The organism is Dictyobacter arantiisoli (assembly GCF_008326305.1).
Lineage (GTDB): Bacteria > Chloroflexota > Ktedonobacteria > Ktedonobacterales > Ktedonobacteraceae > Dictyobacter > Dictyobacter arantiisoli.
This window is the reverse complement of record NZ_BIXY01000002.1, coordinates 85,376-110,604: the sequence shown is the minus strand read 5'-3', so window position 1 is coordinate 110,604 and position 25,229 is coordinate 85,376. Positions and strand designations below refer to the sequence as shown.

The 25,229-nt window shown below is 53.0% G+C and carries 21 protein-coding genes; 20 read left to right on the top strand and 1 reads right to left on the bottom strand.

Annotated elements, in window-relative coordinates:
* The first annotated feature begins 425 nt into the window (after positions 1 to 425).
* From F1593_RS01560 to F1593_RS01465, 20 genes are all read left to right on the top strand, one after another.
* Positions 426 to 2,294, top strand: coding sequence for a PrsW family intramembrane metalloprotease (locus tag F1593_RS01560; protein ID WP_149399643.1), 1,869 nt, complete (start codon positions 426 to 428; stop codon positions 2,292 to 2,294).
* Between the two features lie 212 nt (positions 2,295 to 2,506).
* Positions 2,507 to 3,697 (top strand): M20 family metallopeptidase, encoded by a 1,191-nt coding sequence (locus F1593_RS01555; protein WP_172631780.1) that lies wholly within the window; start codon positions 2,507 to 2,509, stop codon positions 3,695 to 3,697.
* Positions 3,694 to 4,899 carry a pyridoxal phosphate-dependent aminotransferase gene (locus tag F1593_RS01550; RefSeq protein ID WP_149399639.1) on the top strand — a complete coding sequence of 402 codons (1,206 nt, stop codon included), beginning with the start codon at positions 3,694 to 3,696 and terminating at the stop codon, positions 4,897 to 4,899. Before F1593_RS01555 ends, F1593_RS01550 begins: the two co-directional genes overlap by 4 nt.
* A 266-nt stretch (positions 4,900 to 5,165) precedes the next feature.
* Positions 5,166 to 5,444 carry a hypothetical protein gene (locus F1593_RS01545; RefSeq protein ID WP_149399637.1) on the top strand — a complete coding sequence of 93 codons (279 nt, stop codon included), beginning with the start codon at positions 5,166 to 5,168 and terminating at the stop codon, positions 5,442 to 5,444.
* Between the two features lie 326 nt (positions 5,445 to 5,770).
* Entirely contained in the window at positions 5,771 to 6,124 is a 354-nt protein-coding gene (locus F1593_RS01540; RefSeq protein WP_149399635.1) for an NADH-quinone oxidoreductase subunit A, read from the top strand.
* Between the two features lie 62 nt (positions 6,125 to 6,186).
* Positions 6,187 to 6,720 (top strand): NADH-quinone oxidoreductase subunit B, encoded by a 534-nt coding sequence (locus F1593_RS01535; RefSeq protein ID WP_371873775.1) that lies wholly within the window; start codon positions 6,187 to 6,189, stop codon positions 6,718 to 6,720.
* Between the two features lie 378 nt (positions 6,721 to 7,098).
* The gene (locus F1593_RS01530; RefSeq protein ID WP_216368745.1) at positions 7,099 to 7,809 is read left to right on the top strand and encodes an NADH-quinone oxidoreductase subunit C; all 711 of its coding nucleotides are present in this window, start codon (positions 7,099 to 7,101) and stop codon (positions 7,807 to 7,809) included.
* A 90-nt stretch (positions 7,810 to 7,899) separates the two neighbouring features.
* Complete coding sequence (nuoD, locus tag F1593_RS01525; protein ID WP_371873774.1) at positions 7,900 to 9,060, top strand: NADH dehydrogenase (quinone) subunit D; 1,161 nt, start codon at positions 7,900 to 7,902, stop codon at positions 9,058 to 9,060.
* Positions 9,057 to 9,548, top strand: a complete 492-nt coding sequence (nuoE, locus tag F1593_RS01520; protein ID WP_149399629.1) for an NADH-quinone oxidoreductase subunit NuoE — start codon at positions 9,057 to 9,059, stop codon at positions 9,546 to 9,548. The genes nuoD and nuoE overlap by 4 nt, the downstream gene beginning before the upstream one ends.
* A 43-nt stretch (positions 9,549 to 9,591) precedes the next feature.
* Positions 9,592 to 10,911: an NADH-quinone oxidoreductase subunit NuoF gene (gene nuoF, locus F1593_RS01515; RefSeq protein WP_149399627.1), complete on the top strand. Its 1,320-nt coding sequence runs from the start codon at positions 9,592 to 9,594 to the stop codon at positions 10,909 to 10,911.
* 18 nt (positions 10,912 to 10,929) lie between these two features.
* Entirely contained in the window at positions 10,930 to 13,098 is a 2,169-nt protein-coding gene (nuoG, locus tag F1593_RS01510) for an NADH-quinone oxidoreductase subunit NuoG (protein ID WP_149399625.1), read from the top strand.
* The gene (gene nuoH / locus F1593_RS01505) at positions 13,091 to 14,377 is read left to right on the top strand and encodes an NADH-quinone oxidoreductase subunit NuoH (RefSeq protein ID WP_149399623.1); all 1,287 of its coding nucleotides are present in this window, start codon (positions 13,091 to 13,093) and stop codon (positions 14,375 to 14,377) included. Before nuoG ends, nuoH begins: the two co-directional genes overlap by 8 nt.
* Before the next feature lie 11 nt (positions 14,378 to 14,388).
* Positions 14,389 to 15,009, top strand: coding sequence for an NADH-quinone oxidoreductase subunit NuoI (gene nuoI, locus F1593_RS01500; protein WP_149399621.1), 621 nt, complete (start codon positions 14,389 to 14,391; stop codon positions 15,007 to 15,009).
* 85 nt (positions 15,010 to 15,094) lie between these two features.
* The gene (locus F1593_RS01495) at positions 15,095 to 15,628 is read left to right on the top strand and encodes an NADH-quinone oxidoreductase subunit J family protein (protein ID WP_149399619.1); all 534 of its coding nucleotides are present in this window, start codon (positions 15,095 to 15,097) and stop codon (positions 15,626 to 15,628) included.
* A gap of 20 nt (positions 15,629 to 15,648) precedes the next feature.
* Positions 15,649 to 15,951, top strand: a complete 303-nt coding sequence (nuoK, locus tag F1593_RS01490) for an NADH-quinone oxidoreductase subunit NuoK (RefSeq protein WP_172631785.1) — start codon at positions 15,649 to 15,651, stop codon at positions 15,949 to 15,951.
* Between the two features lie 2 nt (positions 15,952 to 15,953).
* Entirely contained in the window at positions 15,954 to 17,954 is a 2,001-nt protein-coding gene (gene nuoL, locus F1593_RS01485; RefSeq protein ID WP_149399617.1) for an NADH-quinone oxidoreductase subunit L, read from the top strand.
* Between the two features lie 5 nt (positions 17,955 to 17,959).
* The gene (locus F1593_RS01480) at positions 17,960 to 19,504 is read left to right on the top strand and encodes a complex I subunit 4 family protein (RefSeq protein ID WP_149399614.1); all 1,545 of its coding nucleotides are present in this window, start codon (positions 17,960 to 17,962) and stop codon (positions 19,502 to 19,504) included.
* A 12-nt stretch (positions 19,505 to 19,516) separates the two neighbouring features.
* Positions 19,517 to 21,205 carry an NADH-quinone oxidoreductase subunit N gene (locus F1593_RS01475; protein WP_149399612.1) on the top strand — a complete coding sequence of 563 codons (1,689 nt, stop codon included), beginning with the start codon at positions 19,517 to 19,519 and terminating at the stop codon, positions 21,203 to 21,205.
* 193 nt (positions 21,206 to 21,398) lie between these two features.
* On the top strand, positions 21,399 to 22,097 hold the full coding sequence (locus tag F1593_RS01470; protein ID WP_149399610.1) for a VIT1/CCC1 transporter family protein: 699 nt from the start codon (positions 21,399 to 21,401) through the stop codon (positions 22,095 to 22,097).
* Positions 22,098 to 22,419: 322 nt separating this feature from the next.
* Positions 22,420 to 24,360: a S9 family peptidase gene (locus F1593_RS01465; RefSeq protein ID WP_149399608.1), complete on the top strand. Its 1,941-nt coding sequence runs from the start codon at positions 22,420 to 22,422 to the stop codon at positions 24,358 to 24,360.
* Positions 24,361 to 24,433: 73 nt separating this feature from the next.
* Here F1593_RS01465 and F1593_RS01460 read toward each other — a convergent pair whose 3' ends face one another.
* Positions 24,434 to 25,189 (bottom strand): class I SAM-dependent methyltransferase, encoded by a 756-nt coding sequence (locus tag F1593_RS01460; protein WP_149399606.1) that lies wholly within the window; start codon positions 25,187 to 25,189, stop codon positions 24,434 to 24,436.
* Positions 25,190 to 25,229 lie beyond the last annotated feature (40 nt).

Below are 25,229 nucleotides of genomic sequence, written 5' to 3'. Positions count from 1 at the left end.
GCCGTCCCATAGGTGGGAACGTAAGCGGGATTGTTAAGGGTGCAACCCTTAACCTGGGGCCCGGGGCTGTGCCCCGATCTCTCACCTCCCTCTCGCCGCCGCGTGCGGCGGCGCAGAAAAGAGGAAAAAGAGGTATTTGGGGACACCCCAACCCCCGGCAAAGGGCTCACCGCCCTTTGCAATCCCGCTTGAAAAGCCTTACGTTCGCGGCAAGGGGACAACCGTCCCCTGCACTCCCTGCTTGTGATTTGAGGGAGAATGGAATTTCATGCGTCCTTGCATCCCTGCTTAAAAAAGGCTGTTTTTTGACAGGTTCCCACTTGGACCGTTATACTGAGACGAAACGCTGGCTTTTCCATACTCGTATATTCATTAACGGATATATTCATTGCTAAATTAATAAAAGCAGAAAAGGTTATAAGATTGTGGGTTTCGAATATAAGGGTCCGCCAATAGATCCCAGTACGCAGAAAAGAACCCATCCTGAAGAGCAGCCAACAGATGGGCGGCAGCCTGGACAAACGGCTCGCTATGAGGAACCAAAGTATCGGGAACATGTTTCACAACCACTCGTCCATCGGACAGGTTCCACGCCAGCACAACCCGTTTATGTTCCACAAGGTTTACAAGGTTCACAGGGCACACCTGGCACGTATCCGCCTGTGGCGGGACAACCTCCGATGGTGCGACCGGTCTATCCACCGATCGCACCTCAGTATCAACAGCCGTATAATCCAACCTATCCCCCGGGACAGGTCTGGAGACAGCCCTATCCCGGGCAGATGGGACAACAGCATCCTGGACAACCTTATCCCGGGCAGATGGGACAACAGCATCCTGGACAACCTTATCCAGTCCAGTATGCGCAGCCCTATTCTGGACAACCGTATGGATATCCTGTCCAGGGCGGTTATGGCTATCCTTATAGCAATGGATATTATCCTTATACGCCCTATGGCTACTACGGTGGCTATGGATATTATGGGCAGTCACTCAAGCCGAAACGGGATGTTTATCAGCTAACGATTTCGATTATCTCAATTATCTGCTCCAGTATTGTGCTGGCAACAGGTCTGCTGTGTGCATTATTCTTACTAATCACCGCGCTCGTGGCCCCATATACGCAGGCGACAACGACAAAGCCAGGGCAACTTTTTAGCAGTATTACGATGCTGACAGCTCTGACAATCGCTGGCCTGGTCGGCGGCAGCTTCGGGCTGTATCATAGCATCATGGCAGTTAGACAACGTAAATCGATTGAGTTCAAATTGCCGTCGATCCCGCTGGGCAAGCTTCGTCTCCCCTGGTTTGTGCTTTTCCTGGCGTTCTATGTGGTGATGATCGCTATCGGCCTGATGCTGCGCGGCAATGATCACGTTGCTCAGCAAACCTGGCTAACGGTCTTCCTGATCGCGTTAGCAGGCATGCTGCCGGCATTGGCAATCTTGAGCCTGGGAGTATGGCGCGTCCATAATAAGCAGGATGAGCATTGGACAACGACATGGCGCCGTCTGTCAATCGCCATGATCAGTGGCGCAACCTCAGCGATCCTCTTTGCCTCAATTTTTGAGCTGATCCTGAGTGCCATTCTCGTATCCAGCATGCATATTAATAGCTTTAATATGAGCGATCCAAATATGCCCATCCCCAATGATAGCAAAACGCTCATCTATCTGTTTCTGGTTGTCTCAGTGGTTGCTCCACTAGTCGAAGAGGGCGTGAAGCCGTTGGCTGTGGTGACATTGGTTGGACGAATTCATAGCGCCGCCGAGGCGTTTTTGCTGGGTATGGCCTGTGGCATCGGTTTTGATCTGATCGAGACCTCTGGCTATATCAGTTCGGGCTATAGCAACTGGGTGGATGTCGCGATTCAGCGTAGTTCCGCTGGCTTGCTGCATAGCTTTGGCGCAGGTATGACAGCACTGGGCTGGTATCTTTTGACACATAAAGATGCGCTGCCCAAAAGACGCATCTGGATTGGCCTCGGTTGCGGATTGTATGCTGTCTTACAACATGCCATCTGGAATGGATCTTTCATCTTCCAGATCCTGCCCGCTCCGATTGGACCATACTTCACCAATGGAACCTTCTGGATTGGTAATTACGAATTGCCATCCATCATGTTCATCTATATTGTCGAAACGATCCTGATGGTCTGCTTCTTCCTCTTTGTCACTGGCAAATTGGGGCGCAAGCCAACCTTCTGGCGACGCCGACCGGCGAATGTCTCAGACACGGCGACAAGCCAACCCACCAATCCACCGAGTAATACTCATCCCTTACCCGTTCATTAAGCAGAACAAGCAAAAAGAGGAGATAGTCTGACTGACAGGCTACCTCCTCTTTTTTGTAGCGGCTACGGCGGCTTCGCTCTGCCGCTGGAGGCTGCACAAAAGAGACTTGGAACGCCAGGGGGGAAAGCGTGCATCCATTGACAAGCTTTGCCCGGGGCTGCTACGCTACTACTGTTGGACATGTACCGCGAAGCGATAAGTAAAGGATGCATATGCCAGAGCACTTTTCTGTTGAGCAGGTTGAGCCTGTCATGGAGCGCTTTTATGCCGATTTACAGGCTATCGTCAATATCGATTCAGGGACCTTCTTGAAGGCTGGCGTGGATGCGGTCGGCTTCTATTTACAACAGCGTTTTACTGAGTTTGGTTTTACGACTTCCTTCGACATACAAGAAAAATATGGTCATAATCTGGTAGCGGTACATACAGGCAGCAATCCAGAGGGACCACGGCTGTTGTGTATCGGGCATATCGATACGGTGTTTCCGGCTAATGAGGCTATGAAACGTCCCTTTGCGCTTACGGAGCGGGAGGGCGTGCGCGTAGCGAAGGGCCCCGGCATTTTGGATATGAAGTCGGGCGTGCTGATGGGCTTATATGCATTACACGTGCTGATCGAAGCGGATCAAGCGGCTTATCAACGCGTGACATTTGTGTGCAATAGCGATGAGGAGGTTGGTTCACCTGCCAGCAAGCCATTGATCGCACGCCTGGCACAGGAGGCCGATGCGGTACTGGTAATGGAACCTGGACGCATAGTACAGCGCATTGTTTCAGCCCGCAAAGGGATTGCTAATTATCGCGTTGAGGTGTTCGGACGTTCCGCGCATGCGGGGGTTGAGCCGGAACATGGGCGCAATGCCATTGTGGAACTATCCAGACAGGTGATGGCCCTGGATCAGATTAACGGTACTATTCCGGGCGCAACGCTGAATGTAGGTATCATCCACGGCGGACAGCGTACCAATATTGTGCCGGATTATGCGTATTGTGATATCGATGTACGTGTGAGCGATCTGGCTGGCCTTGAAGCGATTGAGGCGGCCCTGAAGCAGATGACGGAGCAGACGATGTTGGATGGAACACACGTGGTTCTCTCAGGCGGCATTGGCAATGTTCCTTTTGAGCTGACGCCACAGAATAAGCGGCTGGTAGAACTGGTGAAAGAGGCAGGTCTGACACTGGATTTACAGATCGAGGATGTCAGCAGCGGCGGCGCATCGGACGCGAATACAACCTCTGGACTGGGCATCCCAACAGTGGATGGGCTCGGCGCGGCTGGCGGTCTGGCCCACAATCCCGATGAATATATTGAAATCGAACAGGTACAGATACGCATTGCACTGCTCTGTGCGGTGATTGAGCATATCTGTGATTATTATCAAAGCGGACGGCGATTATGATGAAAACAGGCAAACCTTCTTTGTATGAAATTCCAGTCCCGGATATTGTTTCGCTGGGCGCGTATGCGGATCGCTTGCAGCGCGAGGCCGAGGCACGTGGCGAGACTGTCGCGCCCCCGATTCGTTTGCAAATCGGCGAACCAAATTTCCGCACGCCCGAACATATCAGGCTGGCAGCTATCGAGAGTATTTCCGGCGAGCTACAAACATATGGACCGGCCAGTGGACAGCGCTGGCTGCGCGAATTGATCGCCGACAAAATCACACGTATCAACGGCTATACGGTAGAACCGGATAATGTCGCCATCGCCCAGGGCGGCACAGGCGCGATCCAATCCTCTCTGCTGGCAACGCTTGATCCCGGTGATGAGGTCCTGGTCCCTAATCCCTGCTGGCCCATCTATCTGCCGCAGATCCAGATCGCTGGCGCAGTCGCCGTCCCCTATGCGCTTGATCCCAACAATGACTGGCTGCCAGATATGGATCAGCTTGAAAAGCGCATCAGCCCACGCACCAAAATGCTCTTAATCAATACTCCGGGTAATCCTACCGGAGCCGTGATGACACGGCAAATTATCACTGAGTTGCTAGCATTCGCCCAGCGCCATGATCTCTATCTGCTCTCGGACGAATGCTATGATCAGCTCATCTTCGAGGGCGAGCACATCAGTCCCGCGTCACTCCTCACCCCGGCAGAGTTTGAAAGCGGACGCTTTGTCGGTATCTATACCTTCTCCAAATCCTATGCCATGACAGGCTGGCGTATCGGATATGTCGTAGCGGGCAAGCCACTCATGAAGACTATTGTGGATGTGCTTAACGCGGGACTCACCAATATCAGCACACCGATCCAACGTGCCGCCGCTGCCGCCTTGACAGGACCACAGGATTGTCTCGTCACGATGCGCGAAAGTTATCGCCAGCATCGCGATCTCGTAATCCAGCAACTCAAGGCTGCCAACCGCTATAGTTATACTCCGCACGGAGCCTTTTATATCCTCATCAACATCAGCAAGCGGCACGGCACCCCTCGCAACGGACGTCAGTTCGCGCTCGATCTGATTCGCGAAAGCAACGTCGCCGTCACGCCAGGCCAGGGCTTCGGCACAATTACTGACGACTATGTTCGCGTCTCACTCGCCGCCACCGAAGATGAGCTTATACGTGGAATTCAGGCCATCTGCCAGCTCGCCGACCGTTAACCCCCACGGGCAATGCCGCTCAAAAAAGTAAAATGAAGGGGAAAGCCACAAATGCCCGAAAACGTAGGTGCGTGCCAGGGCCACAGCCGAGGTGCGCTTTCCCCTTCATCGTACGACCATCGCTCCCTGGGTGATTTACCCAAACGTGGATGACAATGGAGAAATGGCCTAAATAGTTACTAAAATTTTCTGATAAGTCATCATTCTTGCCCTTGAGCCCTTTAGTACAAAACTATCCGGAGCCTGGCATGACAGGGAATTTTACAGTGGATCAAAATATTTTCCCTGATGTAACTTGGAATGTTCCGTCTTCCGCGTCTGTTGACGTTGCCTTTTTCCAGAGTAAAGCAACAGATCAATTTAAAGGCACTTCGCGTCTTTTTCTCCGCTTTGATAATTCTGTAAAAGTGATTACGGAGGCAGAATATAATCACATTGTAAGCCAAGGACAATCATCACCTTCTTGTAAGGATTGCCGTCCGCCTTTGTCAATTACAGCAATATATGCCAGTGCCACTGCTCAGGCAAACAAGAAAAATCGTTGACTGTTCATTGTCTGTTTTATTGAAACAAAATGAGTTGAGGTAGTAAATCATGACACCTCACTGTATGATGGGCTTATTTGCTATCGCATGGGTAGTAGAATGAAATAGGTGGGCTCACCTATTTTGTGCTCTAAAACACATGAATAGTGCTCGCTTGCTATTGATGAGTCCAGGGCTCGCTTTGCTGGGAAGTATCTTTGAATGCTCTTTTCATTTGACTTTATCGCCTCCTCTATGCTACGATACCAAATGAGGAAGTGTACTTTGGACACCTCGTAATGTGCGTCTATGCGTGTATTTTGTAAGAAATGAAGGGTCCCACGTCTATGGAAACAGCACTCCCCGTTTTCATTTATGTGACATTGGCTATCCTCTTTGGCTTACTGGTGATGGCGGTCACTGGTTTCCTTGGGCCCAAAAAGCCTTCGCCGGAGAAGTTAGCACCCTATGAATGCGGTATTCAAGAGATCGCTGCACCGAAGCGGCGCTTTCCAGTAAAGTATCTTCTGACTGGTATGCTTTTTATTGCATTCGATATCGAGATCGTTTCTTTTTATCCTCTCGCCATCCTGTTGCATCAATTGAAGTTGTTTGGCTTGCTTGAGTTACTGGTCTTCATGGCGGTGCTGATGGTGGGATATGTCTATGTTTGGCGGAAGGGAGCGTTTACATGGGAGTAAAGAATCCCTGGGAGCCGGTTCAGACGTATTCGAATACGCAAACGCCGCGCATGCGGCACGATTTGCCGGTCCATGAGAAGGATGGCAACTTCGGCATCCTGACGACTCAGGTGAGTAAGGTGCTGAATTGGGGCCGCAGTTCTTCGCTCTGGCCAGTGACGTTTGGTCTGGCCTGCTGTGCCATTGAAATGATGTCCGCTCAGGGTAGTCGCTTCGATATGTCGCGCTTTGGCGCGGAGGTTTTTCGCGCCTCTCCCCGTCAGGCAGATTTGATGATTGTGGCCGGTCGTTGCTCCGTGAAGATGGCTCCGGTGCTGCGACAGATCTATGATCAGATGCCTGAACCGAAATGGGTTATTTCAATGGGGGCCTGCGCCTCGTGCGGTGGCGTTTTTAATAATTACGCGATTGTACAGGGTGTCGATAAGATCGTGCCGGTCGATGTCTTCGTGCCCGGCTGTCCTCCTACGCCTGATATGTTGCTGTTTGGCTTCAATGAATTACAACGCAAGATTCAGGCCGGTATCCCTAATCCACCGGACCCCCTTAAGGATAGTGAACTAAAACTGACGGGTCCAATTTCTGATCAAACCTGATACTTTGCTACTGTTGATGTGCTTCTCGTAAGTGCGTGTTGTAGAGATGGGTGCCACGCTCAATGAAAGGGCGGTGCCCGGTTGCCTTTTAAGATTGGATACATCGAAAAGCGGACAAGGACGTTCGGGTGTGTGGCTGGCGCGGTGGGGTGGCTTGATTGATCCTGGTACATTCCCTGGAAGGCTAGAGAACCTGCAACCCTGCTGTTCGCTTTTTTGGACTTATTACGACTGTGGTGTCGGCATACTGGTGCGGTGTATTTTCACACATTGCTATCAGCAGACTGGTACAGCGTCTTTTTTACACGTTAGTATCGGCAGTCTGATGCAGTGTCTTTTTACACATTGTTATTGCACACTGAAGGAATGCTAAATAGTATGGTCATTACAGCAGCATCGACAATCGAGACGGTGCAGAGTGTGTTCCCCCAAGCAATCGTGGAAACGGTCGAGTTCCGAGATGAGCAGACGCTCGTGCTAAAGCCAGAGCATCTGGTAGAGGTCTGTGCCTATCTCAAACAGGAACTCCACTATGCGTTTCTGGAAACAGTGACGGCAGTGGATTGGCCTGAACGCGTTCCGCGTTTTGATGTCGTCTATCATATACTTTCGCTGACACATCGCTGTTACATACGTCTCAAGACACGCGTGGGCCAGCGCCGCGAAGAACATCCCACTGTACCATCAGTCACGGGTATCTGGCCCGCCGCCAACTGGTACGAACGTGAGGTCTTTGATCTCTTCGGGCTGACCTTTAGCAACCATCCTGACCTGAGACGTATTATGATGCCCCCCGAATGGACAACCCATCCTCTTCGTAAGGATTATCCTCTTACCGGCTTTGAATTACCTGAACCCCATTGGGGCGGTCAAGTTCCCTACACTACTGATCCTGGAGTCGGCGATTATTATCAGCAAACGCTTCGTACATCTGACGGGCGCGGCCTCAATGAGAAGCGTCAGCAGGTCAATTCTGAGCAGGAGCCCGGAACGTTTGCCCGTTCGGCTGAGGACGATACGTCTGCCACATCGTCAACCACCCGGTCACGAACTCAGGCCCAATCTCAGGATGGAACGCGTAAAGGATGATTAATGAAACAGCAAGAAATCATAAAGAATACCTATACGCTGGATAAAGATCCGACGCAGACTCAGGAGGAGGGTCCGCACGCGGATACGATGACGATCAATATGGGGCCGCAGCATCCGAGTACTCATGGCGTGTTGCGACTCTTGCTGACGATTGAGGGCGAAACCGTCATCAAGGCGATTCCCGACATCGGCTTCCTCCATACCGGTATCGAGAAGACCGCCGAGGCTAAGAGCTATCATCAGGCCCTGGTGCTGACAGATCGTATGGATTATGTGGCCCCACTCAGCAATAATCTGGCCTATTCGCTCTCGGTTGAACGCCTGTTGGGCATTGAGGATGAGATTAGCGAGAAGGTTCAGTATACCCGCGTGATCCTGGCGGAATTGCAGCGCATAGCCAGCCATCTGGTCTGGCTCGGGACACATGCGCTGGATCTGGGTGCGATGAGTACCTTTCTGTATTGTTTCCGTGAACGTGAGCTGATCCTGGATATCTTTGAATACATCTCTGGCGTCCGCATGATGACCAGCTATATCTGTCCCGGTGGACTCCAGGCCGATCTCCCTCCTGGCTTTAATGAAAAAGTACGCGCCTTTACCTCGATCTTTCCGGCGCGCTTACAAGAATATCACGATCTACTCACCAATAATCAGCTCTGGCTGGAACGTACCAGGAATGTCAGTGTGCTGAGTAAGGATGATGCCATCGCTTATGGCGCGACCGGCCCGGTCCTGCGCGGTAGCGGCGTGGTCTGGGATATCCGCAAGGTCTTTCCCTATTCTGGCTACGAGCGCTTTGAGTTTGATATACCGGTAGGCTCACATGGCGATGTCTTTGATCGCTATCTGGTACGCATGCTGGAAATGGAACAGAGCCTCAAGATTGTCAATCAAGCGCTGGAAGGACTGCCAACAGGTCCGTATCGTGTCAGCAATCCTAAGATTACCCCGCCTCCTAAATGGCAAATCACAGGCAGCATGGAAGCGTTGATCCATCACTTTAAGCTGTTCACCGAAGGCTATCGACCACCCATCGGCGAGGCTTTTGTGCGCACCGAGTCCCCCAAGGGCGAACTGGCAGTCTATCTTGTCAGCGATGGGAGTGCGCATCCCTATCGCATGCATGTGCGTGGACCCTCTTTCGCAAACTTACAGGTCTTGCCACGCATGATTGAGGGCGGTTTCCTGGCCGATGTCGTGGCGGGCATCGGGAGTATCGACATCATTTTAGGAGAGGTGGATCGATGATTTCTGAACAGGCCAAACAGCGTATGCGGGATCTGGCATCACGCTATCCCGTGGCGCGCTCCGCTGTGATGCCTTCATTGCATATCGCGCAACTGGAAGAGGGATATATCACCGCCGAGGGGCTACAGGCAGTCGCGGAGGCAATTAATCTGACCATCGATGATGTGGAAAGCATCGCGACTTTTTATACGATGTATTATCAGCGTCCACAGGGCAAAAAGATTATTCATGTGTGCACCAGTATTTCCTGCTATCTACGCAATTGCGATGCGCTGGTTGAACATCTGGAACAACGCCTGCAAATCAAGCGTGGCGAGACAACTCCCGATGGCAATTATTCGCTAAAGACGGCGGAGTGTATCGCAGCGTGTAGCTCGGCCCCGGCCTTACAGGTCAATGGCGAGTTTTATGAACACATGACAAACGAGCGGGCCGATGCGCTGATTGATGCGTTGGATCAAGAACTGGGCATTGAGAGACGCGTGTAATTGAATAATGCAATGACCCACACGCACGAAGGAAATATGACATATGCCAGAACTGATTATTACCAAAAATCTAGATGTCCCTGGTATAGATTCATTGGCGGTCTATCAACAGTACGGTGGCTATACGGCCCTCGCCAAAGCTCTGCGCGAGTATCAGCCGGATGCGCTGGTTGAGATGATGAAGGTTTCTGGTTTGCGCGGGCGCGGCGGTGCGGGCTTTCCGACGGGTCTGAAGTGGAGCTTTCTCGCCAAGAACAATATGCCACGCTATCTGTGCTGCAATAGCGACGAGAGCGAACCAGGTACCTGTAAGGATCGGGTGTTGATGGAACGGATGCCACACCGCCTGCTTGAAGGTGTGATTATTACAAGCTATGCCTGCCATGTCCAGACGGCCTTTATCTATGTACGGGGCGAATTAACCAGGGCCGCCGAGCAGGTTGAGAAGGCGGTGGATGAGGCCTATGCGGCTGGTCTGCTCGGCTCAAATATTCTAGGAAGCGATTTTAGCCTGGATGTGATTGTGCATCGTGGCGCAGGTGCCTATATCTGTGGCGAGGAAAGCGCCTTGATGGAATCGCTGGAGGGCCGCCGTGGCTATCCCAGATTGAAGCCGCCCTTTCCGGCAGTGGTCGGCCTGTATGGCGGCCCGACCGTGATCAATAACTGCGAGACGCTGGCGACGGTGCCAGCAATAGTGGCAGGCGGGGCCGAGTGGTATGCCTCGTTTGGAACCGAGAAGAGTAAGGGTACGCGTATCTTCTGCCTCAGTGGACAGGTAAAAAATCCAGGCAATTACGAATTGCCGCTGGGAGTACCGATGCGTACGCTGATCTACGATGAGGCATATGGCGGCGGTATCCTGGGAGATCGCGAGCTGAAAGCCGTCATTCCAGGCGGCTCATCGACCTTTATTCTGGGCGCGGACAAAATTGATACGCCCCTCGATTATGAATCTATTGCCGCCGCTGGCTCGATGCTTGGTTCGGGAGGCGTAATCGTGATCTCGGATGAGACCTGTATTGTAGGCGCTATCGCACGAATGAGTGAGTTCTATCGCGACGAGTCGTGCGGCAAGTGTACGCCGTGCCGCGAGGGAACCTTCTGGATGACGGAGATCCTGGAACGCCTGGAACATGGTCATGGCGAGATGCGGGATATCGATCTGCTGCTGGATATCTGCGACAACGTGTCCGGCAAGTCGTTTTGTCCCCTGGGCGATGCGGCGACAAGTTGCATTACCAGCGGTATCCGCCTGTTCCGCGAGGAGTTCGAGTATCATGTCACCCATGGTCATTGTCTGACCGGTCCTGGAAGCAAACAGCAGGCCCACGAGACGGTCCAGGCCGTCGGAAGCAGATAGAATAGAGGAAGTTCGCAAATGCCTGAAGAGAAAAAAGACGAATTAATCCATCTCACCATTGATGGCATGCCAGTAGAAGTTCCTCCGGGAACGCTGGTATGGGCGGCTGCACAGCAGGCGGGTATTGAGATTCCCATCTATTGTTATCATCCCAAGATGCCGCCGCTGGGTGCCTGCCGCATGTGCTTTGTGGAGATTGAAAAGGTTCCCAAACCACCACAAACATCGTGTACCACGCCGGTAGCCGAGGGTATGGTGGTACATACCAAGACCGAGAAAGTGCTGAAGGCGCGCCAGGGCACGCTGGAATTTCTCTTGCTCAATCATCCACTGGATTGCCCGATCTGCGATAAGGCAGGCGAGTGCGATCTACAGGATTTTACGCTGCGGCATGGTCCAGGCAAGACACGCTTTGACCTGCATAAACGCCATTATCAAAAGCCAATCCCGGTGAGTAATGATGTTTTGCTGGATCGTGAGCGCTGTATCCTATGCCAGCGCTGCACACGCTTTAGCTCCGAGATCTCGATGGATAATGGTCTGGTGATGATCTCGCGTGGCTTCCGTATGGAGGTGGGAACCGCACCCGGCCATGCCTTTGACTCGGTCTTCTCTGGCAATACGACCGAGATCTGTCCTGTGGGCGCACTGACGGCCAGTACCTATCGCTTTAAGGCACGACCCTGGGAACTGAAGCATACGCCTGGCGTCTGCAATAACTGTAGCGTAGGCTGTAATGCACGCATCGATACCCGCGTGGATCGTGTGACACGTCTGATGTCACGCAATAATGATGCAATTGATGATGGCTGGCTATGTAATCGTGGCCGCTGGGAATTCGGCTATGTCAATAATCCCCAACGCCTGCGTACCCCGCTGATCCGCCGCAACGGCCAGTTGAGCGCTGCCAGTTGGGATGAGGCGATCTCTTATATCGCCACGCGCTTGAAAGAGATCAAGGCACAGCATGGTGCGCAGGCCATCGCGGGCATCGGCTCGACACGCACCACCAATGAGGAAGCCTATTTATTCCAGAAATTGCTGCGTCAGGTGCTGGGAAGCAACAATGTCGATCATCAGCATGGCTATTTCCCGGGTCCACGCGATCAACTGACCGGCAAGCCCTGGATGATGACGAATAGTATTGTAGATATCGAGCAAGCATCACATATTGTGCTGATAGCCTCCGATCCTTATCAACGCCAGCCGATCCTCAATCTGCGTATCAAAAAGGCGCTGCGCAAGGGGGCGCGGATCTCGATCATCAACGCCGCTGAGACTGAACTGGATCGGCTGGCAACGCTCAAGTTGACGGTGCCGGAAGGCGCTTCAGCAGGAGTGGCCGCCAAGATCATGCTCAAGCAGGTATTGAAAAATCCCGAGGTGGATTTAACCGGACACGAGGAGATTCGCACGCTCTTGCAAAGAGAAGATCAGGTGATCCGCGCCGGAGAAGATCTTTTCGGTGCGCGCATGACCACACAGTTGCAGGCGCTGGCCGATGAACTGGTAGGCGCACAGGGCGCGATACTGCTCTATGACGAAATGGCGACACTGGAACCCGGCAATGAGGATCTGGCCGCCGATCTCCAGGCGATAGCGGTTCTCACGGGACAAATTGATCGGCCCGGTGCGGGCGTGGGACCGCTGTTTGAAGATGCCAACTCGCTGGGTGCGCGCGATATGGGACTACTTCCCGATTCCTTGCCCGGCTATCAGGCACTCGCCGAGCCTGGTCTGGATTATAACGAGATACTCAGCAATTCACAGGTCAAAGCACTGCTCGTGATGGGAGCAAATCCCGCCCGACATGTGGCTGACGGCAAACTCTCGTCAGGATTGGAACTGCTGGTTGTTCAAGATTTATTGCTCAGCGAAACGGCGCAGCAGGCGGATGTGGTGCTACCAGCCGTCTCCTTCGCTGAAAAAGATGGCAGTATGACCAATGTAGATCATCATGTACAAGCTATCCACCGCGCCTTGCGACCGCTGCCAGGGGCACGTGCCGACTGGGAGATCCTGACCGCACTGGCTCGCTATCTGGGCGCGGAATGGGATTATACGCATCCAGGCGACATTCTGTTAGAGATTGCCGGACAGAATCCTTTCTATGCAGGCCTGACCTGGGAAGAGCTCGGTGCGCAGGGCGTGCGTTCACTGGAAGAGCAGGAGGCTGCTCATGTTTGATTTTATGAATAATCCAACCGTGGCCCTGATCGTCGCCACGGTTGTCAAGGGCGCGCTACTCATTGTGATCCTGCTCACGGCGTTCGCTTATATGACATTGATTGAGCGGCGTGTCGTAGCAAAGATCCAGGGCCGCCTGGGACCCAATCGTGCTGGGCCCATGGGATTGTTTCAGCCTGTTGCGGATGCGCTGAAAATGATGTTTAAAGAACAGATGATTCCCAGTCAGGCTCGCGCCGGCATCTATGTGTTAGCTCCGGTGATTTCGGTGGTGGTTGCCCTGTGCGCGTTTGCTGTGGTACCAATTGGCAATAATTGGAGCGCCAATTCAGGGGTACATAGCATCTGGGACCCTTTTATTGGCGATATCAATGTCGGCCTGCTGTGGATTCTCTCGATCTCGTCGCTCTCGGTCTATGGTATCGTGCTCGGAGGCTGGTCATCAGGCAATCGCTATTCCCTGCTGGGCGCGTTACGTAGCGCGGCACAGATGGTTTCCTATGAGACCAGTCTGGGATTAGCTTTGAGCGGTGTGCTGATGTGGGCTGGCTCCCTGAGTATGGTGACAATTGTCCATCGGCAATTGGATATGGGCATCTGGTATATCTGCGCACAGCCTCTGGGCTTTGTGATCTATATCATCGCCGCCGTCGCCGAGGTCAATCGTGCCCCCTTTGATCTGCCTGAAGCCGAACAGGAGTTGACCGCTGGCTATCTAACCGAATACGCCGGTCTGCGTTGGAGCCTCTTCCAGATGGCCGAATACATCAATATGATCACGGTCAGCGCGGTGGCCTCGACGCTCTTCTTTGGCGGCTGGAGCCTCTTTGGACTGACGGATGGTATCCCGATACTCTCAATTGTGATCTTTATGATCAAGGTCGCCTTTTTCCTCTTCCTCTTCATCTGGTTGCGCGCCACGCTGCCACGCATTCGCTATGATCGCCTGATGCGCTTTGGCTGGCAGGTATTGCTACCCCTGGCGGCACTGAATATCGTGATTACCGCCTGTACGGTCGCCCTGGGTGGCGATCGCTTCTGGTGGATCAGCGGTGTGGCTGGCTTGCTGGTAGTGGTAGTGATGCTGTTCGCGATCCGCCGTCAAGGCATCCTGGAGGGGACGCATTTCTCGGAAGTGGAAACAGGCAAGCCTGTGCTGCCTCATTCGGTACGGCTGGTCACCTATGAACAGGAACCAGAGTTGGAACAGGATGAGGATAGCGCCCCTTCCGTCAGTCAACCTCCGCTAGCGCGGAACTCAAATACGGTACAGGTGTAAGGAGCAAACATATGTCTTTCGATATTGTAAAAGGCATGGCGACCACACTGAAGAATATGGGCCGCAAGCCAACCACCATTTCCTATCCAGAGGAAGAGCGAACATTACCGGCGCGTTTCCGTGGACGGCATGTCCTGCACCGCTATGAGAATGATATGGAGCGGTGCGTCGGCTGTTACCTCTGTGCCGGTGCCTGTCCCGCCAATGCAATCTACATTGAGGCAGACGAGAATACCGAAGAGAAATCGGTCTCACCGGGTGAGCGCTACGCCAGAGTCTTTGACGTGAATATGCTGCGCTGTATCTTCTGCGGCTATTGTCAGGCCGCCTGTCCTACAGGCGCAATCACGTTGGAGAAAGAATATAAGCTCGCCTCCTATTATCCCGAAGATCTGATCTATCACAAAGAGCAACTGCTAGAGGCCAAAGGATCAGCGACTGTTGGATCAAACGAAGTCTGGGCTGATCCGGCACCAGCCGAGGCGGCACAGCCCATTCCGCAGGATTCGCATGTGTTTGATGGTTCGCGTGCCAGTTCGGCTGCTGTGGGACTGGGCAATATCGAGGTTGAACGCCCGAACCTGCTGCTCAATGCAGATCAGGATGAGGATCGGCGCAAGCTCAATTCATAAGAACGAAGAACATCCTTCCCCTCTCAGCGGTATGGCGGAGTAGAGCAATGGCTGACCGCTCAGGGGTAGTTGAGGAAGTACTAAAATGACATTCGAAATTGTCTCGTTTGTGGTCCTGGCGGTGGCGACGGTTGCCACCGCTATCGGCGTGATCGCCTTTAAGAACGCGATCCATAGCGCGTTGAGCTTGATTTTAACGCTGCTCTTTCTGGCCCTGTTCTATCTCCAATTGCAGGCCATGTTTATCGCAGTAGTCCAGATTTTGATCTATGCCGGTGCCATTATGGTGCTCTTTCTGTTTGTGGTCACGATGCTGGCATCCGATCAAGACGAGTTGGCGCTACGAAATCAGATTCCGTGGCAGCGTATGGTCGGCGGCTTGCTAGGATTGATCCTGGTGGCTGCTCTGAGCTATCTCCTTTTCACAGGTGCTCAGGTGACTGGCACGACCGCATCTCATGCCGAGAGCCTGAAGCAAGCGATTACCACCTATCAAGGAGATACCCAGGCATTTGGCATGGCGCTCTTTCACGGCTTTCTCTTTCCCTTCGAAGTCACGAGTTTGTTGATTGTGGTAGCGATATTGGGCGCGCTGGTGTTTGGTCGCCGCACGAACTAGTTACCAGCATAAGGGAGATTATTATGCCATTAACGGCTTATTTGATAGTGAGCGCGGTCATATTCACCATCGGAGTCATCGGTGTGTTAATTCGACGCAACCCACTGATCATTTTTATGTCCATTGAACTTATGTTAAATGCAGTCAATCTATCGTTTGTGGCGTTATCCCATTTTCTGGACTCTGTCGACGGGCAGATGTTCGTATTTCTGGTACTGACGGTCGCCGCCGCTGAAGTTGTCGTCGGGCTGGCTTTGATCGTCTCCATTTTCCGTACGCGCCACAACATCGATGTTGACGAGATGAACGTACTGCGAGGCTAGCTATGACGAATCTAAGTCTATGGGTGCTCGTGCTCCCTTTGCTCGGATTTATAATCCTGGGCCTGATGGGCAGGTTCATGCCGAGGACGGCAATCCTGACGATTGGCTGGGGTGCCTGCGGGCTAGCCTTTCTCCTTGCCGCCGTAAACTTTATCAATATGCTGAGTACCTCCGCCGCGCAACGGAGTAACGATAGCGTCATCTATCATTGGATCAGCGCCGGGACATTTTCACTGGACTTTGGAGCCCTGCTCGATCCACTCTCGATGACGATGCTACTTGTGGTAACCGGCGTCGGCTTGCTGATCCATATCTATTCAGCAGGCTATATGGCGGATGATCCAGGTCTCTGGCGTTTCTTTGCCTATCTGAACTTCTTTATTTTCGCGATGGTCCTGCTGGTCATCGCGGATACCTTCCTTTTCTTGTTAGTCGGTTGGGGATTAGTTGGTCTGGCATCTTATCTACTGATCGGCTTCTGGTACCAGCGGCGGTCGGCGGTGGCGGCGGCACAGAAAGCCTTTGTGATCAACATTATTGGCGATCTGGGCTTGATGCTGGCGATCTTCCTGATCTTCGCGCAGAGTGGTCATCTGGACTACGGTAGCGTGTTGGCCCATACATTTAGCGGCGGAACCGCCACAGCTATCTGTCTGCTGCTCTTTGTGGCTTGTGCCGCTAAATCTGCCCAGTTGCCGCTCTATATGTGGTTGCCGGACGCCATGGAAGGTCCCACCCCTGTCAGCGCCTTGATCCATGCCGCCACGATGGTTACAGCAGGTGTCTATCTGGTGGCGCGTACCTCACCGTTGTTTGAGCAATCGAGCGTAGCATTAGCAGTGGTTGCCGGTATCGGTGGCGTCACGGCATTATATGCGGCCAGCATCGCGCTGGTCCAACTCGATATCAAGCGTGTGCTGGCCTATTCGACGATCAGTCAGTTGGGCTATATGTTTATGGCTGAGGGTGTCCACAACTATGCCGGTGGTATCTTCCATCTGGTCACGCATGCCTTCTTCAAGGCGCTCCTCTTCCTGGGCGCGGGTGCCATCATCCATGCCCTGGGCGGCGAGCAGGATATGCGTAAGATGGGCGGCTTATGGGGCCGCTTACGGATTACCGGAGTAACCTTCTTGATTGGTGCCCTGGCGATCAGCGGCATCATTCCGCTGGCTGGCTTCTGGAGTAAGGATGAGATTCTAGGCTCGGTACTGGCTCAGGCCACGGCGAGCGGGAACGTCTGGTACTACGTATTGTGGATCATCGGAATCGTCACGGCTGGCTTAACTGCCTTCTATATGTTCCGCCTCTTCTTCGGTATCTTCGCCGGTAGCTATCGTGGCGAAACGGCCACGGCGGCGGAACATAATGCGGAAGTCAATGAGGCAAAAGATGAGAATACGCTGGTAACAGCCGCCGGTCATCAGCATACTGTACACATCCGCTATAGCGCAATCCACGAGGTTCCACGGGTGATGTCAACACCGCTGATTATCCTGGCGGTACTCTCGGTAGTGGGTGGCTTTATCGGTTCGCTGGCGCTCTTTGGCCTTCCGGGCTGGTCACCATTGACGAGCTTCTTGCCATCCGGTCTGCATGCCCACGCAGCCGACTTGCCACTGGGATTAGCGTGGATCTCAACTGGCCTGAGCCTGCTGGCTGGCGTATTGGGGATCGGTCTGGCCTGGCGCTTCTATGGCAAGGGATTTGGCTATAAAACCCAGATGCAGGGTAATCCCCTCTATCAACTGGTCTTCCACAAATATTATGTCGATGAGGCACTGAACGCGGTGCTGGTTACACCAATTCTAGCACTGGGACGCGGCCTGACACGCTATCTGGAAGGGGATGTGCTGGATGGCGGAAGCCGTGGTATCTCTATGGTGTTCCATGGCAGTAGCGCTGTAATACGCCGGGTACAGACCGGCTATATGCGCAACTACGCGCTGGGGATTCTCTTTGGCGTGGTCGTGATTGTTGTCTATTATGCGATGAGGGGGTAGCGGCTATGTTTTTTCTCTCAGCGGTCATCACCTTTCCTCTATTGGGAGGATTGGCTCTGCTCTTCTTCCCGCGTGAGCGCGTGACGGCTCTGCGCTGGACAGCCCTAACGCTGGCTCTGGTGGAATTAGTGCTGGTTATCGTGCTGATCCTGACCTATCTCCAGCACACGATCAGCATCTTTAGCTCTTCATACCTCAGCGAAAGCTGGTCCTGGCTCCCGTCGCTGGGTATCAATTATAGCCTGAGTGTGGATGGTATCAGTCTGGTACTGGTAGCACTGACGGCACTGCTGACGACGGTCTGTATCGCAGCCTCGTTCCGTATCGAACGCAAAATCAAGAACTATATGGCGTTTATGCTGCTGCTGGAAAGCGGCATGCTGGGCGTCTTTCTCGCCAGCAACCTCTTCCTGTTCTATATCTTCTGGGAGGTCATGCTGATTCCGGCGTACTTCCTACTGGGAACCTGGGGCGGCGAGCGGCGTATCTATGCAGCCTTAAAGTTTGTCATTTATACCTCCGTTGGTAGCTTCTTGATGCTGGTCGGGATTATCGCGCTCGGCTATTATCATCAATTAGCGGCTGGCGTTAACTGTGGCTATACATTGGAACTCTCACAGTTATTGAATACAGCCAGCAGTTGTCGCGGCGTGCTGGGTAGCGATATCCAGACCTGGTTATTGTTAGCCTTCGCGGCGGCCTTCGCAGTCAAGGTGCCACTGATACCCTTCCATAGCTGGCTTCCAGACGCGTATAGCGAGGCTCCTGCGCCGGTCACTGCCCTGTTGGCCGGGGCAATGTCGAAGACAGGTATCTACGGCTTCCTACGCCTCTGTATTCCACTCTTCCCACAGGCAGTTCAGACGCTGGCACCGCTCTTTAATACCCTGGCGGTGGTTGGCATTCTCTACTGTGCGGTGCTGGCACTGACCCAGACGGATCTCAAGCGGCTACTGGGATATTCCAGTATCAGCCATCTGGGCGTGATCATGCTGGGATTGTTCTCGTTCAACGCTCAAGGCATGGGCGGCGCGGTCCTGCAAATGGTCAATCATGGTATCACGACTGCGGCCCTGTTCCTGCTGGCAGGCTTCCTGGAATACCGTACTAACACACGACGCCTGAGCGATTACGGTGGTCTGGCGGCACGTATTCCCTGGCTGGCGGTGGCAATGGGCATTGCAGCCCTCTCGTCATTGGGCCTGCCGGGGTTGAATGGATTTACCGGCGAGTTCCTCTCCTTACTGGGCGTCTTCCGCTCCAATGTTACCCTGGGAGTACTGGGAACGCTAGTGGTGGTTCCGGCGGCGTGGTATATGCTGCGCTTCTTTATTGGTATCATGTGGGGAAGTCCCAGGCAGGATGGAGTTGTTACAGCGAGCATCCGCAAAGGGAGTTTGCGCGATATCAGTTGGAAAGAATTCTGGGTGGTTGCGCCACTACTGTTATTCATCTTTTACATCGGCATCCAGCCTGCCTTTATCGCCGGGGTGATTAATCCCTCGCTCATAAATACAATGCAGGTACTGGGCAATGCTTTCGCCAGATAGAGGGGGCTTGCTATGACATTTACCTATTCAGTCAGTCCCCAGGATTGGCTGGGGATCGCGCCGATTGTCGTGCTGGTGCTGATGGTGCTGCTCACGATGTCCGTCGATCTGCTGCTACCACATGCGGGCAAACGCTCGAAACATAGCGGCCCCGCCAACTTCGCGGTCCTACCCATCGTGGCCCTGGTCGGGGTCTTATTAGCTCTGGCTGTGACAATAGCACTCTTCTTCATCGAGCATCCAGCCTCGGCCTTCAACAATATGATCGGCTCGGATAACGGGACGCTGTACGCTTACCTGATCATTTTGATCGCGGGTGGCTTGGGTGTCTTACTCTCGCCTGCGTATCTGAAGCGGCTCAATCTGGTCCATCAGGGCGAATATTACGCCCTGATGTTGCTGGCGATGACCGGCATGCTCTTGATGGCGGGCGCGACCAACTTTGCGATTGTCTTTGTCGGCCTGGAGATATTCTCGCTCGCATTATATATCCTGTGCAGCTTTATTGATCAGCGCCCGACCTCGCAAGAAGCGGGTATGAAATACTTCCTGCTCAGCTCATTTGCCTCGGCCTTCCTGCTCTATGGCATCTCGCTGATCTATGCCGCTACCGGACACACTAGCTTTATCGATATCCAGAGCTTTGTCGCCACACACAGTCATGGACATGCGCCACTACTGTTACTGACAGGTATGGCGCTGCTCACGGTAGGCTTTGCCTTCAAAGTCTCAGCTGTTCCCTTCCAATCCTGGACGCCGGATGTCTATCAGGGTGCACCTGCTCCTGTGACGGCATTTATGTCAATTGGAACCAAGGTGGCCGCCCTGCTGGCATTTGTACGCGTCTTCGGCTTTATGCTTTCAAGTGTACAGAATGATTGGATGCCGGTTGTGTGGGGCATCGCGGTCCTGACCATCGTAGCCGGCAACCTGATGGCCCTGGGACAGAGCAATATCAAACGAATGCTAGCCTATTCGAGCATCGCGCATGGGGGATATCTGCTGATCGGCATCGTCGTCAGTGGAGCGGGCCAGCGGCACATTGGAGCCTCAGCGATCCTGTTCTATCTCTCCTGCTATCTATTCATGAATATCGGAGCCTTCGGGGTCATCTCGCTGCTCGAACGGCGGGACAACTCCGGCTACGAACTGGCCGAACTACGAGGACTCTGGTATCGGAATCCCTGGCTGGCCGGACTGCTAGCCTTCTTCCTGCTGGCCCTGGCAGGCTTCCCGCCGATGGTCGGCTTCGCCGGGAAATACTACCTCTTCTATGCCGCGCTCGTGGGAGGACATCCCGAACTATTGATCATCGGTATCCTCGCCAGCGTACTTGGCATCTACTACTACCTGCGCTTCATCGCCACCATGTTTATGGAGGGTCGTGAAGGAATACGTGGCACAGGACGTGGAGAGAGCTATGGCACAGCACGGCCAGAGGTCCCTGTCACACCAACACGTCGTCCCATACGCAACGCCGTACCGGCGGCTAGTAGTGTCACAGCGGTAGCGGAACGGCCCCTCCCTACAAAGGTTACCTCTCCTGTGATTAGGACCAGCGAACCAGAACCAACCCGTGAACTGGAATGGATGTCCTGGCTCGCGCTAGGTATTGCCGCCCTGGGTACCCTCGTCGTCGGAATAATTCTTCCCTTCTGGCTACCCACTATCCAGCAGGCCGCGCAACAACTGATGAGGTAAACAGGCAAACAAACGAGCAAGCAAAAAAACAAGAGAGGGAGTGAGCTACTATAAATGGAGCGCACTTCCTCTCTCTTTCGTGACTTTTCAGGAGGGCCGCAAATATCCAGGCCCTCATTGCTAACGGTATGAGAAATATAGTAACACCTCCTCATTTGAAGCGAAGGCGAACAACGAAGGGAAAGAAGAGTTTATGCCACAAACACCACATGTCGAACGACATTTTACGGCTGGAGAGACCATTCGAGACATCGTGATTGGAATGTCAGATGGGCTAACGGTTCCGTTTGCGCTGGCTGCCGGACTCTCCGGGGCTGTGAGTTCGACCTCCATCATCCTTACGGCTGGACTGGCTGAAATAGCGGCTGGTTCTATCGCAATGGGATTGGGAGGCTATCTGGCGGCTCGCAGCGATGCGGAGCATTATACGAGTGAGCGTCTGCGTGAACAGCAAGAAATCAACGAGAAAGCGGATGCCGAGAAAGCCGAGGTGATGGATATTTTCATCTCCTATGGTCTCTCGCAACAAGAAAGTGCTCCCATTGTAGAAGCATTGAGCAAGCATCCCGAGGCATGGATTGATTTTATGATGCGCTTTGAACTGGGGCTTGAAAAACCCGATCCGAAACGTGCGCTTACAAGTGCCCTGACCATTGCCGCATCCTATATCGTCGGAGGCTTAATTCCACTCAGTCCCTACTTCTTATTCTCACCAGCATCCACCGCTTTACAGATATCGGTCGTTGCAACGCTACTCGCGCTACTCATTTTCGGATATGTCAAAGGTCGTTTTACTGGCACAAAACCTTTCAGAAGTTCCATACAAACAGCACTGATTGGCGGACTCGCAGCGGCGGCGGCTTTCCTGATCGCTCGTCTTATTTCAAGATAAGACAAGAGAACAGGGAAAACACCTATCCAGCCATGGGCCGGTCGGGCACACGGAAACAGGTTTCGTTTTATGGATGTGATTGAAACCCAATTCCCAACCACATCCAGCACATTAAATGAAGAGAGCAATGCCATAAGTCGACGCTCATAACAGGTGCTATAATGAAATGGGCAGTGCCTTGCAGTATGGCGCAAATGCTCGTAACATGGAAAAATTGTGCTTACTTTGAGGAAATTATCCCATATCTATATCTATGATCTTGGCCATTCAATAAGATCATGATGATGAAGATTGTACTTGTAATTGCGGAAAGAGGAGAGCAATGGGGAAGCTACAAGTAAGACCTTATGGGTCCTGGAAATCGCCAGTGACGACTGATTTGATTGTCGGGGAGACAATTCGCCTGGGCCTGGTGGCCCTGGAAGGCGAGGATGTCTATTGGATTGAGGGTCGCCCATCTGAAGGGGGCCGCAATGTTATCGTACGGCGCTCACCCGATGGAACGCTGACAGATATCAATCCTCAGCCGTTTAATGCGCGCACGCGTGTCCATGAGTATGGCGGGGGCGATTTTGTGGTACATTTTGGTACGGTCTATTTCTCAAATTTCTCGGATCAGCGTCTCTATAAGCAAGAGAAGGATCACGAGCCGGTACCTTTGACTCCCGCAAATGAGCGCCGCTATGCGGATATGGTGGTCGATCAGCAGCGCAACCGCCTGATTTGTGTCTGTGAGGATCATAGCAATAAGGAACGTGAGGCGGTTAATTCGCTGGTAGCGATTCCGCTGGATGGTTCGGCCATCGATGGACAAATACAGGTCCTGCAATCAGGCAATGACTTCTATTCAACTCCACGTGTCAGCTCCGATGGTATAAAGTTGTCCTGGCTCACCTGGAATCATCCCAATATGCCGTGGGACGGCTGCGAATTATGGGTCGCCGATCTGGATGATATTGGCAATATCCATGGCGCACGACGCGTAGCTGGTGGGACTGAGGAGTCGATCTTCGAGCCGTCCTGGTCGCCAGATAATGTGCTGTACTTCACATCGGATCGCTCGAACTGGTGGAATCTCTATCGCTTCCAGCACGATGAGATCGAGGCGGTCTGTCCCAAAGAGGCCGAGTTTGGCACACCACAATGGGTCTTTGGCATGTCTACCTATGCCTTTGTTTCGCCTGAGCGCATCGTTTGCTCCTATGGCGGTCCTAAAGAGAGCGGCTTTGCCTTCTTGAATACGAAGACAGGTGAGTTGACAGCAATTGAGTCTCCCTTTAGCTCGCATGCCCAGATCGTGGCAAACAAGCAGCAGGTGGCCTTCCTGGCAGCATCACCAACCAGCGAAACCTGTGTGGCACGGCTGGATGTCGCAACGAATAAGATTGAGGTGCTACGTCGCTCACAGAAGGCTGCAATCGATGCCAGCTATATCTCTGAGGCGCAATTGATTGAGTTCCCGACCGCCCACGATTTGACGGCCTACGCCTATTATTATCCTCCCAAAAATGCTGATTTCCAGGCTCCCGAGGGCGATTTTCCGCCACTGCTGGTCATCAGCCATGGCGGTCCTACCAGCTCCGCATCCAAGAATTTGTACTTGAGTACACAATTCTGGACCAGTCACGGTTTCGCGGTGGTGGATGTGAATTATGGCGGTAGCAGCGGCTATGGGCGTGCCTATCGTGATCGCTTAAAAGGTCAATGGGGTATTGTGGATGTTGAGGATTGCGTCAACGCAGCCAAATATCTGGTAAACAAGGGACTGGCCGATCCCAACCGTCTGACAATCCAGGGTGGTAGCGCGGGCGGCTATACCACTTTATGTGCTCTGACATTCACTGATACCTTTAAGGCTGGTGCCAGCCATTTTGGTGTCAGCGATCTCAATGTCTTTGTCTATGACACACATAAGTTCGAGTCCCGCTATCTGTTTGGCCTGATCGGTCCTTATCCAGAGCGCAAGGATCTCTATTATGAACGTTCGGCAATCAACTTCACGGATAAGCTATCCTGTCCCGTCATCTTCTTCCAGGGATTGGATGATAAGATTGTCCCGCCCAGTCAGGCAGAACTGATGGTGAATGCGCTACGGGCGAAGAAATTACCGGTGGCCTATCTAGCCTTTGAGGGGGAACAACATGGCTTCCGCCGCGCCGAGAACATTAAACGGTCGCTAGACGGTGAACTCTACTTCTATTCCAAAGTCTTCAACTTCGAGCTAGCAGAACCAGTCGAGCCAGTTCAGATCGATAACCTGTAGGCACGATGTGTTAGCTCCCCCGCAGGGGGAATCTCGTTCGTCGGTGTGGATGTACTGACGAGCGAGATTTTTTTTAACGCATCGCGCTCCAGATGGTCCAGCGATCCTGCTCAACGATGGTCTGCGTATCCCCATCCAGTTGACGGTGGATATATTCAACAAGATCGTTCAATTCTTCATCGGTAAGCTCATGAAGGATTGAGCGGCCGGTGCGCGCCTTTAGATCTTGCTCTAAAGCCACGAAGTTATCATAGAAACGTCTGGTTTCCCACAACTGGCGCTTCTCGGTAAAACGGAAGCCAGCCTGGCGTAATACATCCAGGACAGAGGCGTTATCATGGCGACGCTCAACTTCAATCTTCGCCAGGCGGGGATAACGGGTAAAGAAGTAGCCGCGAATATTGGTCTGGCTACCAGCGATCAAGCAATCTTCCGGCGTGCGATCCTGTACAATCAGTCGGCCACCGGGTTTGAGAATACGATGGGCTTCAGCAAAACAGGCTGCAAGCTCATCAGAAGGAATATGATGGATAAGGGCGCGTTCGAGGACGATATCAAACGCATGATCTTCGGCGCTGGTATGTAAGGCGTCGCCGAGGACAAAGGTAGCGCCGCTAAAGGCTTTCAGCTTGCTCTGAGCATCGCTGAGCATCACCTCTGATGAATCAATACAGGTAATCTGTGCGGCTCCCATATCGGCCAGGGCTTTAGCATAAATGCCACCACCACAACCAATATCCGCGATAGTGCGGCCCTGTACATCAACGATATTGTTGATCAAGGTTTTCCAGGTTCCTGTGGCCTGACGGGTCGCATACGATTGACGCATGGTTTCAGCATGAAAATTAACTGACGTAACGGGTCTCCTT

Bases quoted from the DNA above. Each gene is read 5' to 3' on its own strand.
- F1593_RS01465 (WP_149399608.1), top strand. From the start codon at position 22,420: ATGGGGAAGCTACAAGTAAGACCTTATGGGTCCTGGAAATCGCCAGTG.
- nuoE (WP_149399629.1), top strand. From the start codon at position 9,057: ATGATTTCTGAACAGGCCAAACAGCGTATGCGGGATCTGGCATCACGC.
- F1593_RS01530 (WP_216368745.1), top strand. From the start codon at position 7,099: ATGGTCATTACAGCAGCATCGACAATCGAGACGGTGCAGAGTGTGTTC.
- F1593_RS01475 (WP_149399612.1), top strand. From the start codon at position 19,517: ATGACATTTACCTATTCAGTCAGTCCCCAGGATTGGCTGGGGATCGCG.
- nuoI (WP_149399621.1), top strand. From the start codon at position 14,389: ATGTCTTTCGATATTGTAAAAGGCATGGCGACCACACTGAAGAATATG.
- F1593_RS01540 (WP_149399635.1), top strand. From the start codon at position 5,771: ATGGAAACAGCACTCCCCGTTTTCATTTATGTGACATTGGCTATCCTC.
- nuoF (WP_149399627.1), top strand. From the start codon at position 9,592: ATGCCAGAACTGATTATTACCAAAAATCTAGATGTCCCTGGTATAGAT.
- nuoG (WP_149399625.1), top strand. From the start codon at position 10,930: ATGCCTGAAGAGAAAAAAGACGAATTAATCCATCTCACCATTGATGGC.
- nuoL (WP_149399617.1), top strand. From the start codon at position 15,954: ATGACGAATCTAAGTCTATGGGTGCTCGTGCTCCCTTTGCTCGGATTT.
- F1593_RS01495 (WP_149399619.1), top strand. From the start codon at position 15,095: ATGACATTCGAAATTGTCTCGTTTGTGGTCCTGGCGGTGGCGACGGTT.
- F1593_RS01470 (WP_149399610.1), top strand. From the start codon at position 21,399: ATGCCACAAACACCACATGTCGAACGACATTTTACGGCTGGAGAGACC.
- F1593_RS01480 (WP_149399614.1), top strand. From the start codon at position 17,960: ATGTTTTTTCTCTCAGCGGTCATCACCTTTCCTCTATTGGGAGGATTG.
- nuoH (WP_149399623.1), top strand. From the start codon at position 13,091: ATGTTTGATTTTATGAATAATCCAACCGTGGCCCTGATCGTCGCCACG.
- F1593_RS01460 (WP_149399606.1), bottom strand. From the start codon at position 25,189: ATGCGTCAATCGTATGCGACCCGTCAGGCCACAGGAACCTGGAAAACC.
- F1593_RS01550 (WP_149399639.1), top strand. From the start codon at position 3,694: ATGATGAAAACAGGCAAACCTTCTTTGTATGAAATTCCAGTCCCGGAT.
- nuoD (WP_371873774.1), top strand. From the start codon at position 7,900: ATGACGATCAATATGGGGCCGCAGCATCCGAGTACTCATGGCGTGTTG.
- F1593_RS01555 (WP_172631780.1), top strand. From the start codon at position 2,507: ATGCCAGAGCACTTTTCTGTTGAGCAGGTTGAGCCTGTCATGGAGCGC.